The organism is Acinetobacter sp. 2JN-4 (assembly GCF_003687745.1).
Lineage (GTDB): Bacteria > Pseudomonadota > Gammaproteobacteria > Pseudomonadales > Moraxellaceae > Acinetobacter > Acinetobacter halotolerans.
The window spans coordinates 70969-84514 of sequence record NZ_RDNY01000003.1; the positions used below are offsets into that span (position 1 = coordinate 70969).

A 13546-nucleotide genomic window follows, 5' to 3' on the forward strand; every position below is an offset into this window, starting at 1 on the left:
ATGGGTGGTGAGAGAAATTAATTTTTCTGAGCTGCCTGTTAGACGGTTTTCTATCAAAAACGGATTTACTATGAAGATTAAGATTTCCCAATAAAAACAGATAAAATCCCAGCGGCGATAAGTGGACCAACAGGAACGCCTCTCAGTAACGCAACACCAGCGACAGTTCCGATCAATAAGCCTGCGATGACATCGGGTTGGCTGGTCATGAGTTTCATACCACGACCTCCCAGCCAAGCGACCAATAGTCCGATAGCAATCGCGATTAAAGACTTCACACTGATAAAGGATTTTAAAATATCTTCGCCACTTATTTTCCCGCTGGCAATAGGCGCAAGCACGCCGATAGTAAGAATAATAATTCCAATGTTTAGGCCATGTTGTTGGATATAAGGGAAAAATTGTTCTAACGGTGTGAGTTTTACGAGTATCAGTACCCCAGTTGCAATCGTCACCGCAGTATTATGACTAAAAACACCAACAGCGAGTAAGATGAGCAAAACCAATAGATTGATATCGAGTTGTGAAAACATATCGCTGTCATTTATAAATAAAGTTGAATTGTATCGCAATTTATCAGGCTGCTCTTTAATAATTTACATGATCGCAAAGTAAGCGAATTCTGTGAATAATCTTGAATACGACGACATTAAGATTTTACTGCATGGTGGTCATGCGTTTTTGCTTGATAAAGTTGATCAAACTCGTATGCAAGGTCAGCAAGTGTCGTTGCTTTTAATTTTGCTAAAAGAATATCTTGTGCCTGTTGAATTGCATCTTCTAAGGCTGCATTTACAACACGTTCGACACCACACTCTGGATTTTGTCTTTCATTACCCATAGCAAAAATTGTTGGTTCACCCACTGCATTATAAATATCTAGTAAAGTTACTTTTTCTAAATCGGCAATAAGATGCCAACCACCTTTAGGTCCTTTTTCTGATCGGATAAAACCAGCGGTCTTTAATCCAGCCATCGTGCGCCTAACCACTACAGCATTGGTTGAAAGCATGTGGGCGATCTCTTCTGAAGTAAAAATTTTATTCTCCCTAGCCATGTGAAGCAGTACATGCAGCATACGAGAAAGTTTGCTATCGAGACGCATATGAAAAAGATCGAACTTAGAGAAGGATATCTAATGTAACATTAAAAGTTGCAAACAAAAATAAAAAGTATTACTGTAACTTTAAAAGTTACTTAATGGTGTTGAAATGAATTACGATGTTGCAATCATTGGAGGGAGTTATGCGGGCTTAGCTGCAGCGTTACCTCTAGGACGAGCGAGAAGAGGTGTTGTGGTCATCGATGCAGGGCAGCGTAGAAATCGTTTTGCAAATTATTCACATGGCTTTCTGACACAAGATGGTACTGCAGCGAGTGAGATAGCCCAAATTGGAAAGCAACAATTACTTCAGTATAAAACTGTAGATTGGATGGATGGACTCGTCAAACGGATTGAACACAAAGACGATAACTTTCATCTTTGTATTGATGGAACACATGCAGTCAGCGCGAAAAAAATCATTATAGCAACAGGCGTGAAAGATCAACTACCTGAAATCAAAGGACTTGCGGAGCGTTGGGGCAAAAGTATTTTTCATTGTCCTTATTGTCATGGCTATGAACTCAACCAAGGATCTATTGGTCTTATTGCCAGCTCAGAAAACGCTGCGCATATGGCGATGATGTTGCCTGAATGGGGTAGTGTGACTTTCTTTTTAAATGGACAAAAAATCGAGGCAGAAATACAGGCACAACTTATTGAGCGCGGTGTCATTATTGAACAACGAATCATTAAGGAAATCGTGGGGCAAAGTGAGATTATTCTTGAAAATGAAGAACATCTTTTAATGGATGGTATTTTTGTGACAACTCAATGTTTAATTTCACAAGATTGGATAGCACATTTAGGCTGTGAAATAGAGAAAAATGTAATGGGTGAGGTGATTAAAACCAATGCGCTAAAAGAAACATCTGTGGCTGGCATTTTTGCCTGCGGGGATGTAGCACGATTGGGTGGTTCGGTATCACTCGCTGTTGGGGATGGAACAATGGCGGGTGTGGCAGCACATAGATCGCTTATATTTTAACTAAAACTTAAAGGTCATTTTCCATGAGAAAAATGGAGATGACCTTTGATTGATTTTAATTCTAAGCTAACTTTCTGTTCGCTTCATATTGATAGCTCACAATTTGTTCATCCCAAAATTGTTGCCATAAATCACAGTACTCAAAGCAAATTTTACGAATAGATGCATAATCGGCTTCAGTACATGCTTGAGCAAGGACAAACCATAAATCATCCTCATGATCATCGTCTGCGGCTTCAGATGTTGCATCATGCGAGACGCCATGCACGTGATAATATCCGCTACTTACATCAAAGCCAACACAATGGGTTGCTTGACGAAGCGCCGGACTAAATAAAATCACTTCTTCTTCTGCTACAGCTAATAATGCCGTGACTGCACGATAGCAATGAAAAGAGTTTTCTAGATATGCACGAACTTTTTGCGCGATGATTGAAGGTAAATAGTTATTGCGTTCCGCTTGAGTTAATTCAAAATCATCAAGGACGTCTTCAAATAATGGATAATGTGCATATTCTGGATTTCCAGAATAATATTCATCTTTATCGAGTGCAGGGCGGAAACCAAACTCATCTAATATATTAAGATTTAATAAAAAACGAGGATACATTTTGGAGCCAGATAATAGTCGAGGTTCTAATTGTTTTGTTTGGAATTGCGCCATCAGCAAAGCATCGGTAAATACTTGTACGATTGCATGGCGATATTCTAAATGAATGTGTTTTAAGGTCTCCTTATCAATTAAACCGTCATTTAGAAGTTGGATCGCGGGATGTTTAGATACTGGATGATTTGAAATTTCTGCTCTTAATGTCTTCAGAAAATTCACATTGTTGTTCCATGCATCGGCAGAAATACTATTTTTCATTCCGTCTATAGCTTTCTGTCTAGGGTTGTCAAAGTTTTCAAATTTTTTTGGCATAGTTTTTTACTCAATGAATTAATAAATATTATTGCTTTTCCAATGGTATAGTTCGATTTTTTTGGTTGCTTATGAATATAACTATTGGCCCAACCAAAGATATTTTTATTGGATAAATTAAATATAAGATGAATTTTTTGTGAAATCAATTTTTTCAATAAGCTAAATAATCTCAATTTAGATTGATAATTAATCAAAATTGCACTAAAAGGTGAATTAATGCACAATATATTTTAATTTTTTTTGAAATAGAAAACTTTTTTTACAAATCTGCTTGTTTATAACCTCATTTTTGCTTAATTTATAAGAGAGATAATAAGGAAAAACTTGTATTTTCTGTAATGATCTTAACATAATATGAAAAAGCATGGTTGCCAGAATTGTCCAGCTTATAAACCATGCCTAAATAATACATTAATTTTTTTTAAAGAATTCTAAAAAGGATAATAAAATGTCAAAAAAAGAAGATATTATTGCAACGGCTCTAAACCTTTTTAATCGTCATAGTTTCAGTTCAGTCGGCGTAGATCGAATTATTGCTGAGTCCAACGTTGCAAAAATGACGTTCTATAAATACTTTCCTTCCAAAGAAATTTTGATCGAGGAGTGTTTATCTCGAAGAAATAAAAGTATTCAAGAAGCGATTGAGCAAGAAATTAACTTACTCAAAGAAGATGATTACTTGGGTAAAATTAAAGCGGTCTATTTTTGGCACTTAGGTTGGTTCAATTCTGATGATTTTCATGGATGTATGTTTCAAAAAGCATCATTGGAAATCTTACAACAATACCCATCCATTATTGGTCCAATTGTAGCGTATAGAGAGTGGTTAATGGGATTGCTTGAGGATTTGTTCGAAAAGGCAAAGGTTGACCAACCGCATGTAATGACATCTATGTATATAAATATTTTAGATGGTATGACAGCGTATGCAAAAGTAAGCAAAGATCATACTGAAATTGCAGAATGTTGGTCTTATATTGAACGATTAATTACTTTGGATGCAGCCTAAGTCATCATTTTTAACTTAATTTTTATTTATCATGAATTTAAGCTAAATAAAAGAAACCGAGTCAATTGACTCGGTTTCTTTTAGATATCATCTGAAAATTACTTCTCAACAAATGCGCGCTCAATCACATAATCGCCCATAACACCCATACGTGGTGATTCGACTAAGCCATGCTGATCAAGTAGCGCAGCTACATCTTTTAGGAAAGCTGGGCTGCCACAAAGCATTGCGCGGTCAGTTTCACGATTAAAACGAGGTAAACCAATTTTCTCAAACAGTTCACCAGTCTCAATCGCTGTCGTTACACGACCTTGAGTGTGGAACGGTTCGCGCGTTACAGTTGGGTAGTAAATCAATTTATCTTTGATGCCTAATTCTTCAAAAAACTCATGGTTTGGAAGCTCATTGAGAATCAGGTCTTGGTAAGCAAGTTCTGAAATATAACGCGTACCATGCACCATGATGACTTTCTCAAACTTTTCGTAAGTTTCTGGATCACGAAGTAGAGAAAGGAATGGCGCAAGTCCTGTACCAGAAGATAAAAGATATAAATTTTTACCTGGTAACAAATCGTCGTGTACTAAAGTACCTGTCGGTTTTTTAGAAATCAGGATTTCATCACCTATTTCTACTTTTTGTAAGATCGAGGTGAGTGGACCATCTTGTACTTTAATTGAGAAGAACTCTAACTCTTCTTCATAATTCGCACTTGCGATCGAATAAGCACGCATTAAAGGCTTGCCATTCACTTCAAGTCCGATCATCACGAACTGACCATTTTTAAAACGTAGGCTCGTATCGCGTGTTGTTTTAAAGCTGAAAAGAGTGTCATTCCAGTGGTGAACATGAGTAATGCGTTCAACGTTAAAAGCAGCCATTAAAGGTCTCGATCACATATAAAAGAAACAGATTGCTATTCTAATCTAAAATCATTCTCGATAAACTGAATATATTTAATTGTGTTTATCAGAAAAAGTGATGAGTAACTCTGTAATGATGCCGATAATCGGTTATATGCATTCTCCTTATCGTGAGAAATTCGGCATTCCAAGGCAGCCAAACTTGGTGCAAATCGAGTCGTACATAGAGATGGTTGAACCTTATAATGAGATTTTGGCATTTGAGGGAATAGACGATTTTAGTCATTTGTGGTTGTTGTGGCAGTTTCATGAGAATAAACAAAATGATAGTGCTCCGAATCAAACGCCTAAATTTCGTGCACAAGTCCGTCCACCGCGTCTCGGGGGTAACCAAAAAATAGGTGTTTTTGCGACGAGAAGTATGTATCGTCCATCACCGATTGGTTTGTCTGTGGTTCGTTTTCTTCGTGTCGAGAAGCACGGAAAAGTGATTCGTTTATACGTCACAGGTAGTGATTTATTACATGGCACACCAATTCTTGATATTAAGCCTTATATTCAATATTCAGATGCAATTGAGGGATCGATCAGTGGTTATGCTCAAGATGAGCCGATCCGTAAGGACGTCATATGGGCAGAAACTGCTTCGCTACAGCAAAAACAACTGTTAAATCAGGCTATTCTAGATAAAAAGATATTAGATGAACTTGAACAAGTGTTATCTTTAGATCCTCGTCCGGCGTATCAAGAAGATGCTGAGCGGGTGTATGGGATGTGTTTCGCTCACTTGAATATTCGTTTTACAGTCGATGAAAAGAATGTCACAGTGGTGAGTGTAGAGCAGTCCACTATAATTTAATTTAAAAATATAAATGATTCATAAATTTGGGGAAATTACGGTCATGCAAGCTGAGGCAAAATTTACGAACTTTTCTTTTACGATTGATGTGACGTGGTGCTTAGAGCAACTACAAAAAGATGGTCGTATTACTGAACGAGATAAGTTGTTAATCCAAACCACACACCGTCAAAAAGAACAATTGAAATGGCATCCCTTACAATGGATTGCCAATTTTAATTTAAAAGATCAGCTAAATCCTGCTGCAACGCTAACTCTGCATCGTTTGTGTCAGTGGTTGGCGGAAAAAGCGGCTTTGCCCATGTTTGTGATTGATCCTTTAAAAGCGGATGTTGCTGCTTTAACCAGTGTGATGTCGCAAGAGTTCGCTGTTAGAAATCATATTTTGGCTGTTGAAGTACATGCTGATCGTATTCTGATTGGTACGGATCAACCTTTTACTTCGGAATGGGAAAATAACTTACAGCGTAGTTTGGCGCCTAAAAAGATTGAGCGAGTTTTATTAAATCCTGAACAATTACAACGTTATCTGCATGAATATTATCAAGTCAGTCGTGCTGTAAACTCGTCACAAAATACCAGTGCTTTTGATCGTGATAATAAAGGTGTTGAGGCTCTATTACAGTTAGGGGATACGCAAACCCCTGATGCGAATGATCAACATATTGTCAAGCTAGTGGATTGGGTGCTGCAATTTGCCTTTGAACAGGGCGCGAGCGATATTCACTTAGAACCAAGAAAAGACAAAGGCAAGGTGCGTTTTCGTATCGATGGGGTTTTACACACCATTTATAATATGCCTGCAAATACACTGACCGCCGTGATTTCGCGTATCAAAATCTTAGGGCGAATGAATGTCGCTGAAAAACGAAAACCTCAAGATGGCCGTTTAAAAACACGAACACCAAAAGGGCAAGAAACTGAACTCCGTCTTTCAACTTTGCCTACTGCATTTGGCGAAAAGTTGGTGATGCGGATTTTTGATCCAGAAGTCTTGGTTCGCAGTTTTCAACAATTGGGTTTTGAGGGGCATTTATTACAAAGTTGGCAGCAACTTACACAGCACAGTCACGGTATTATCTTGGTGACGGGGCCTACAGGCTCAGGTAAAACCACGACACTGTATTCTTCTCTCAAACAGCTTGCAACCGAACAAGTTAATGTCTGTACCATTGAAGACCCGATTGAAATGCTTGAGCCGAGCTTTAACCAAATGCAGGTAAATCCCAATATTGAACTGGGCTTTGCCGATGGGGTTCGCGCCCTAATGCGTCAAGACCCCGATATTATTATGGTCGGTGAAATTCGTGACCATGATACCGCCAATATGGCAATTCAAGCTGCATTAACAGGGCATTTGGTATTATCAACACTACATACCAATGATGCACCATCAAGCTTAACCCGCTTGCATGATTTGGGTGTACAGCCATTCCTAACTGCAGCCACGATTCTTGGCGTGCTTGCACAGCGTTTAGTGCGTCAACTGTGTCCACACTGCAAGCAAGAAACCGCAATCAATGAGCAGGAATGGGAACACTTAACATTCGACTACATTATGGATATGCCAAGTACCATGTATAAAGCTGTCGGTTGTGATGTATGTCGCCAGACTGGCTATAAAGGGCGAGTGGGTATTTATGAATTTATGCCTGTAAGTTTGGAGTTGAAAACACAGATCAGTGCAAATGGCACATTGAATGATTTGAAAGCTCAAGCGAAAAAAGAAGGGGTTGAACCTTTAAGAATCGCGGGGGCACGTAAAGTCATAGAGGGTGTAACGACTTTAGAAGAAGTGCTGAGAGTTGTTCCTTTAAATTAATACAATTATTTCAAGCAAAAAAAAAGCAGTACGCGCTGACATACTGCTATTCCCACGTTTTTTTATTCTCTGATTTTTATTATATTACTTCGTTAAAATCAGGCGATTGTTTCGAGTCAAGCGTAAGCGATATTCTTCTCCAGCATGCATGATACGTATTTCACGTCCTAAGGCAAAAAGGTTGTTCGAGTGCAGCATTGGCAATGATTGTGCTGAATCTGTGCTGCGTGTAAAAAGGCTGAATGGTGCGTTCATTTGTTATACTCCGTGGTATGTCTTTTAATGTTTTAAATGATAATCATTATCGAATAAGCCTGTCAACGTAAATTTTTGTCTATTTACAAAATCATTTATTATTTTTATTTTGCAAGTGTGAATGGCTTAACAAATTACTTAAAATTGCTACATATAGATGAGGAATATAAGACTTTGATGTCAAAGAATACAGTCAATGTTGCGATCGCAATTTTATTACATAAATCAAAAATATTGGTGGGATGGCGACAGGCGAGTCAACATCAAGGCAATAAACATGAGTTTCCTGGTGGGAAGGTTGAGCAGGGTGAAACGCCTGAACAAGCGTGTCGTCGTGAAATATACGAAGAAGTCGGTATAGGCATAAAAAACTGGCATGTTTTTGATGTGATACGACATGAATATGATGATGTGATCGTTCATTTACATTTATTTCATGCTTATGTTCCTGATGAGCTACTTGATCTGATACACCAACCATGGACTTGGTATAGTCGAGATCAGTTAGCAGAGCTTAACTTTCCTAAAGCGAATACGCAGATTCTTCAAAGGTTAATGTGGCCGCACTTGATTAAAGTCAGTTCGGAACTCATGGCGCTGCCTGAAAGTGATTGTTTGTTCTATTGGCGTATACAGTCGCAAGATGTTGATCAAATCGAAGCACAATTATTTGCTTTATCGGATGAGCAACTTGCAAAATTAATCCTTAACTTTGATATTTGGCAGCAGTTGAATGCCGTAATTCAAACGAAAATACAAACGATTCATCTAAAACAATCACAATTATTGAGTTTAAAAAAAGCTGAATTACCTGTCGGAAAGCGTTTGATTGCTGCTTGTCACGATGCGGTGTCTTTACAACATGCGCAGCAAATTGGTTGTGATGCAGTGTTCTTAAGCACTGTAAATTCAACGGATACACACCCCGATGCGAAAGTATTAGGGTGGAGTGGTTTTGAGCAGTTAGCCAAAAATAGTGATATTCCAGTGTTTGCCTTAGGTGGCGTTGCGCCCGAAGATTTAGAAAAAGCCCAAAAACATAATGCTTATGGGCTTGCTGGGATTCGCCATTTTGAGTCAATAAATTGAATCGCTGCTTAAAGCGCCTGAATTGCTCTTCTCGCTTCTTGGGCTTTAACGGGGTGGTTACGTGCTTCACTCGCACGCAGCACGATTAACCAGAGTTGCTTCTTCATACTATTGCTCTGAGCATAACTTAAACCACGGCGAGCCAGTGCCTCTGCATTGGCATACTGTTTACGCTGATCCGCGATTAATCCCAAATATAAATAGGTCTCCGCCGCTTGGGGCGCGATGCGTTGAGCTTGAAGCGCAAAACGTTCTGCATCCGCAAATTGCTTTTGCTTATACGCTGTTTGGGTTTTTTGCATTAGCGTTTTAAAAGCTGGTAGCTGAGAGCCGTCATTACTAAATCTTTGTTGGACTTTCTGTTCAGGCACAACGATAACTGGAACAGTTTGTCGTTTAATCTCTTTTTGCTCATAAGGCGTGATTTTGACACCAGAAGAAGGTGGCGTAATTTTCTTCTGGCTATCAGTTGCCTTCGGCTGTGGTGTTTGAGGTGCTGGACGCTCAGGTGTTATCGTACAGCCAGTTAGTACTAGTATCCCAACAGCGAACGTTGCTTTCTTAATCATGTCCAATCATCCTTTTAGATTAGTTCTCACCGTTATAACTACCGCTAGAAATAACGCGTGTAGAGGTGTGATTGGATAAGTCAGTATCCATTTGGTTTTCAGTTTCACGAATGTAATTACTGATGCTGTCATCATCAGCTGTTCCATCATTTTGAGGTATATAGGTTGGCTCAACTTCGTAATGCGATTGCCCACAAAGCGTTGCACGGCGCGGCACAGTTTGACGGAGCAGTGGAATATACATCGCTCCCTCACAACCTTGAGCAGAAAGATCGCCGCTGTTACGGTCAATCCATTGCCATTGTACATTGTCTGTTTGGCGTAGATTGACAGGTTCTTGGCGAAGTTGTTTCATCACATTGGTCCAAACTGGGAGCGCTCCAGAAGAACCTGTTAACCCTGTCACTTTGTTATCATCTAGACCTAACCAAACGACAGCAACATGATTGCCAGAATAACCAGCAAACCAAGAGTCTCGGGTATCATTGGTTGTACCTGATTTTCCAGCAAGATTTAATGATTCAGGTAAACTGTTGTACACAGAGCGACCAGTCCCTGTGCGCATTACTTGTTGTAAACCATAGTTTAAAATATAAGCGGCAGCTGGATCGATAGTTTGCTGAACATTTAAACCATATCGATCGAGCAAACGTCCTTGTGCATCAACCACAGTACGAATCGAACGCGGTGGATATTTGAAACCACCCGTTGCAAAGTTACCATAAATGCCAAGCACTTCCATCGGTGACATATTGACTGCCCCTAAATAAATTGATGGATATGCTGGGATATCTGAGCTGACACCAAATTGCTTTAACTTATTGCTAAATGTTGATAGACCAAATTCATTCGCTAAGCGCACAGTAGAAAGGTTATAGGAATTCGCCAAAGCTTGTTGCATTGGCACAACCCCATTTTCGTTACCACTATAGTTCTTTGGTGACCAACCTTTACCACCATCAATCGGAATATTTACCGCAGTATCTTCAATCGGACTCGCCCAAGTATAGCGACCAGATTCAATTGCATTGAGATAAATGACGGGTTTCAAGAGTGAACCGACTTGACGTTTCGCATCAAGTGTTCGGTTAAAACCTGTAAAATCCTGTGTTGAACCCACTGCTGCAATCAGTTCACCATTTTCAGGGTGTGCCACTAAAACAGCACCTTGCAAATTCTTCAAACGTGCTGGGTTTCTTTGTGCTAAACGCTCGACCGAATTTTTAAACACATTTTGAACTTTGGTTTGTGCAATCGGGTCTAAGGTCGTGAAAATTCTTAAACCTTGATTGGTGATATCACTTTCTTGATATTCTGTTCGCAATTGGCGACGTACAATATCAAGGAAATCAGGGAATTTTGCAGGTCCAATCGTAGGTTTACTAATTACATTTAAAGGACGGGCAATTTCGTCTTGATATTCAGATTCTGTTAGATAACCCATGACCAACATGTTATTTAACACGACATCACGACGTTTTTTTGCATTTTTAGGGTTGCGCCAAGGGTTATATAACGATGGACCTTGTACTAGACCAACCAAGAACGCTTGTTGTGAAATATTAAGCTCACGTAATGGCAAGCCAAAATAAAATTGTGAAGCGAGACCATAGCCATTAATTGAATAATTGCCATTTTGACCTAAATTTACTTCATTCAGATAGGTTTCAAGAATTTCATCTTTGCTGTAGTGAAACTCAATTAATAAAGCCATCAGGGCTTCATTTACTTTACGTTTAAGGGTTTTTTCAGGGGAAAGATAAAAGTTCTTCACCAATTGTTGCGTTAAAGTCGAACCACCTTGGCGTCGACCTCCTGTCGCATTACTGACCAGAGCACGTGCTGTTCCTCTGACAGAAACACCATGATGATTGTAAAAGTTACGATCTTCCGTCGAAATCAATGCTTCGATCAATGTTTTGGGTACTTTATCTAATTTAATCAGTACGCGATCTTCATTGTGTTGCGGATAAATACCGCCGATCAATAGTGGTTCTAAACGAGCGATCCCTGTACTTGAGGGTTTAGTCGAACGAATATCTCCAACACGATCACTTGAGAAACCAATTTCTAGTACCTGTTCAGGTTCAGTACTGTCACCATAGTCAAAACCACGGGTATGCACATACATCTGGTTGCCTTGTGTAACATAGCTACCTGATTTTTCATAGTTTGACGTGTTTTTATAACCCAGTAATTTCAATTCTTGGATGAAATTTTCTTGAGTAATAGGCGCATTCGCATAAATTTCTAATGGGCGAGCAAAAACCTTAGCGGGGATGTCCCAGCGCTGGCCTTCAAACTTATTGCGAATAATACTATCCAAGCGAATCAGATAGATGCTAAAGGCAACAAAAATACCAATCACTAAAATTGAAAAAATTAGTGTTATAAAACCAATACCACGTTCACACTTCATAGATTTGCGTTAAAACCAAAACAATGGGAGTAATGATGCGATAGCTTATCAGTAATTTGCAATCATAAAACTGTGAATAAATAGCAACATGCAATAAAAAAATTCAGAAACTATTGATATTCATCGTATAAAAATAAGCAATAGACATTTTTATACTTTTTAATCAATCATCAACGCAACATTGATTGTTAGTGATATGATAGGCAGGAATCGCAGCGGAGCCAAATTTTTCGTGCAAATTTCACATAAATCCTTTCGAAATATTGGTCTAATTGGGCGACCAGATAAATATTCTGTTGTAGAAACGTTATGTTTAATCCATGATCATTTGATCACTTTGGGTTTAAATCCTGTTTTTGATCAGGAAACATCTAAACTTGTACCTTATAGCCATGGGCAGACCGTAAGCCGTAACCTGCTTGGTGAGGTCGTCGATTTAGTGATTGTAGTGGGGGGGGATGGTTCGCTACTCCATGCTGCTCGTGCGTTAGTGCGGCATAATACACCTGTAATCGGGATTAACCGTGGTCGATTAGGCTTCTTAACTGATATCAAACCTGCTGAAGCGATTTTTAAACTCGATCAAGTTCTACAAGGTCATTTCCAATTGGATCGCCGTTTCTTACTAGAAATGGAAGTTCGTACCAATGGTGAAACGATTTATGATGCTATTGCGCTCAATGATGTCGTTCTGCATTCAGGTAAATCTGTTCATATGATTGATTTTGAGCTGAATATTGATGGGCAGTATGTATATCGTCAGCATAGTGACGGTTTAATTGTTTCGACACCAACAGGTTCAACTGCATATTCGCTTTCAGGTGGTGGACCAATTGTGCATCCAAGTATGGATGCAATTGCTTTAGTACCGATGCACCCGCATACATTATCATCTCGCCCCATTGTTGTCGGTGGTCAAAGTGAGATCAAAATTGTTATTCGAGAAAATCGTGTTTTACCAATGGTGAGTGCGGATGGCCAACATAGTGTTGCACTAAATGTCGGGGATAGTGTGCATATTCGTAAACATCCGTTTAAACTTAGCTTATTACATCCGCCTGGCTATGACTTTTATATGGCATGTCGTACCAAATTGGGGTGGAACCAAGACTTTGAATCTTTTCAGCAGGACGACTCATGAATATTGAACAAATGCTCGCTATTTTAAATCCTGAGATTGTTGAGCGTCTAAAAACTGCCGTTGAAATTGGTAAATGGCCAAATGGTATCGCTTTAACCAAAGAGCAGCGCGAAATTTGTATGCAAGCTGTGTATGCATGGGAAATGGAAAACCTTCCAGAAGAACAGCGTAGTGGTTATATCGATCGTGGTACGAAAGAAGAAGGCGAGGAGTGTGATGATGATCATCACAAAAATGAACCTGAGTTTAAACCGATTCGATTTGTGTAAACTGCTTGTCTAAACAAATGCTCCTAAATATTAAGGAGCATTTTTTATTGTTCTTTAAACTGATTGATAATATTTAGAAGTTGTGAACAATGTTTTTTATCATCTGTATCATTGAATAGTCGCTAAAACATAAAGCTGCAATAAAATGAGACAAAATTTGTCACAAATAGACAAAACCGTCTGAGCATATGGTTAATTTTTCCTGTAAAATGCCTTCACGTTTAAAAAAACTCAATAAG

14 protein-coding genes are annotated in these 13546 nt (G+C 38.9%); 7 read left to right on the plus strand and 7 right to left on the minus strand.

The features are described from left to right. Positions 1–77 precede the first annotated feature (77 nt). On the minus strand, positions 78–533 hold the full coding sequence (locus tag EAH57_RS05540) for a DUF441 domain-containing protein (protein WP_121929191.1): 456 nt from the start codon (positions 531–533) through the stop codon (positions 78–80). Positions 534–649: 116 nt separating this feature from the next. Further along, positions 650–1105, minus strand: coding sequence for an Rrf2 family transcriptional regulator (locus tag EAH57_RS05545; RefSeq protein ID WP_121929192.1), 456 nt, complete (start codon positions 1103–1105; stop codon positions 650–652). Positions 1106–1211: 106 nt separating this feature from the next. On the opposite strand from EAH57_RS05545, the gene EAH57_RS05550 reads away from it, so the two are divergent. After that, positions 1212–2090 (plus strand): NAD(P)/FAD-dependent oxidoreductase, encoded by an 879-nt coding sequence (locus EAH57_RS05550; protein ID WP_121929193.1) that lies wholly within the window; start codon positions 1212–1214, stop codon positions 2088–2090. Between the two features lie 61 nt (positions 2091–2151). Here EAH57_RS05550 and EAH57_RS05555 read toward each other — a convergent pair whose 3' ends face one another. After that, the gene (locus EAH57_RS05555) at positions 2152–3012 is read right to left on the minus strand and encodes a hypothetical protein (protein ID WP_121929194.1); all 861 of its coding nucleotides are present in this window, start codon (positions 3010–3012) and stop codon (positions 2152–2154) included. Between the two features lie 451 nt (positions 3013–3463). Here EAH57_RS05555 and EAH57_RS05560 point away from each other — a divergent pair, with 451 nt between their 5' ends. Next, the gene (locus tag EAH57_RS05560; protein ID WP_121929195.1) at positions 3464–4024 is read left to right on the plus strand and encodes a TetR/AcrR family transcriptional regulator; all 561 of its coding nucleotides are present in this window, start codon (positions 3464–3466) and stop codon (positions 4022–4024) included. Between the two features lie 98 nt (positions 4025–4122). On the opposite strand, the gene EAH57_RS05565 is transcribed toward EAH57_RS05560, so the two are convergent. Continuing rightward, positions 4123–4902 (minus strand): ferredoxin--NADP reductase, encoded by a 780-nt coding sequence (locus EAH57_RS05565; protein WP_121929196.1) that lies wholly within the window; start codon positions 4900–4902, stop codon positions 4123–4125. A gap of 100 nt (positions 4903–5002) precedes the next feature. On the opposite strand from EAH57_RS05565, the gene tsaA reads away from it, so the two are divergent. After that, on the plus strand, positions 5003–5743 hold the full coding sequence (gene tsaA, locus EAH57_RS05570; RefSeq protein ID WP_213071142.1) for a tRNA (N6-threonylcarbamoyladenosine(37)-N6)-methyltransferase TrmO: 741 nt from the start codon (positions 5003–5005) through the stop codon (positions 5741–5743). Positions 5744–5786: 43 nt separating this feature from the next. Beyond that, a complete protein-coding gene (locus tag EAH57_RS05575; RefSeq protein WP_121929423.1) occupies positions 5787–7565 on the plus strand; it encodes a GspE/PulE family protein in 1779 nt (592 codons plus the stop codon). Between the two features lie 84 nt (positions 7566–7649). On the opposite strand, the gene hemP is transcribed toward EAH57_RS05575, so the two are convergent. Then, a complete protein-coding gene (gene hemP / locus EAH57_RS05580; RefSeq protein ID WP_004670732.1) occupies positions 7650–7820 on the minus strand; it encodes a hemin uptake protein HemP in 171 nt (56 codons plus the stop codon). A 177-nt stretch (positions 7821–7997) separates the two neighbouring features. On the opposite strand from hemP, the gene EAH57_RS05585 reads away from it, so the two are divergent. After that, entirely contained in the window at positions 7998–8909 is a 912-nt protein-coding gene (locus tag EAH57_RS05585; RefSeq protein WP_121929198.1) for an NUDIX domain-containing protein, read from the plus strand. An 8-nt stretch (positions 8910–8917) separates the two neighbouring features. On the opposite strand, the gene EAH57_RS05590 is transcribed toward EAH57_RS05585, so the two are convergent. Next, positions 8918–9478, minus strand: coding sequence for a tetratricopeptide repeat protein (locus EAH57_RS05590; RefSeq protein ID WP_121929199.1), 561 nt, complete (start codon positions 9476–9478; stop codon positions 8918–8920). Between the two features lie 19 nt (positions 9479–9497). Next, entirely contained in the window at positions 9498–11897 is a 2400-nt protein-coding gene (gene mrcB / locus EAH57_RS05595) for a penicillin-binding protein 1B (RefSeq protein ID WP_121929200.1), read from the minus strand. Positions 11898–12129: 232 nt separating this feature from the next. On the opposite strand from mrcB, the gene EAH57_RS05600 reads away from it, so the two are divergent. Together EAH57_RS05600 and EAH57_RS05605 are read left to right on the plus strand one after the other, a co-directional pair. Then, on the plus strand, positions 12130–13038 hold the full coding sequence (locus EAH57_RS05600) for an NAD(+) kinase (RefSeq protein WP_171407389.1): 909 nt from the start codon (positions 12130–12132) through the stop codon (positions 13036–13038). Beyond that, positions 13035–13307 (plus strand): YeaC family protein, encoded by a 273-nt coding sequence (locus EAH57_RS05605; protein WP_004911635.1) that lies wholly within the window; start codon positions 13035–13037, stop codon positions 13305–13307. The genes EAH57_RS05600 and EAH57_RS05605 overlap by 4 nt, the downstream gene beginning before the upstream one ends. The last annotated feature ends 239 nt before the right edge of the window (positions 13308–13546 follow it).

Coding starts and splice junctions, on each gene's coding strand:
- EAH57_RS05545 (WP_121929192.1), bottom strand. CDS start 1,105: ATGCGTCTCGATAGCAAACTTTCTCGTATGCTGCATGTACTGCTTCAC.
- EAH57_RS05555 (WP_121929194.1), bottom strand. CDS start 3,012: ATGCCAAAAAAATTTGAAAACTTTGACAACCCTAGACAGAAAGCTATA.
- EAH57_RS05575 (WP_121929423.1), top strand. CDS start 5,787: ATGCAAGCTGAGGCAAAATTTACGAACTTTTCTTTTACGATTGATGTG.
- EAH57_RS05605 (WP_004911635.1), top strand. CDS start 13,035: ATGAATATTGAACAAATGCTCGCTATTTTAAATCCTGAGATTGTTGAG.
- EAH57_RS05565 (WP_121929196.1), bottom strand. CDS start 4,902: ATGGCTGCTTTTAACGTTGAACGCATTACTCATGTTCACCACTGGAAT.
- EAH57_RS05585 (WP_121929198.1), top strand. CDS start 7,998: ATGTCAAAGAATACAGTCAATGTTGCGATCGCAATTTTATTACATAAA.
- EAH57_RS05590 (WP_121929199.1), bottom strand. CDS start 9,478: ATGATTAAGAAAGCAACGTTCGCTGTTGGGATACTAGTACTAACTGGC.
- EAH57_RS05560 (WP_121929195.1), top strand. CDS start 3,464: ATGTCAAAAAAAGAAGATATTATTGCAACGGCTCTAAACCTTTTTAAT.
- EAH57_RS05550 (WP_121929193.1), top strand. CDS start 1,212: ATGAATTACGATGTTGCAATCATTGGAGGGAGTTATGCGGGCTTAGCT.
- hemP (WP_004670732.1), bottom strand. CDS start 7,820: ATGAACGCACCATTCAGCCTTTTTACACGCAGCACAGATTCAGCACAA.
- EAH57_RS05540 (WP_121929191.1), bottom strand. CDS start 533: ATGTTTTCACAACTCGATATCAATCTATTGGTTTTGCTCATCTTACTC.
- tsaA (WP_213071142.1), top strand. CDS start 5,003: ATGAGTAACTCTGTAATGATGCCGATAATCGGTTATATGCATTCTCCT.
- mrcB (WP_121929200.1), bottom strand. CDS start 11,897: ATGAAGTGTGAACGTGGTATTGGTTTTATAACACTAATTTTTTCAATT.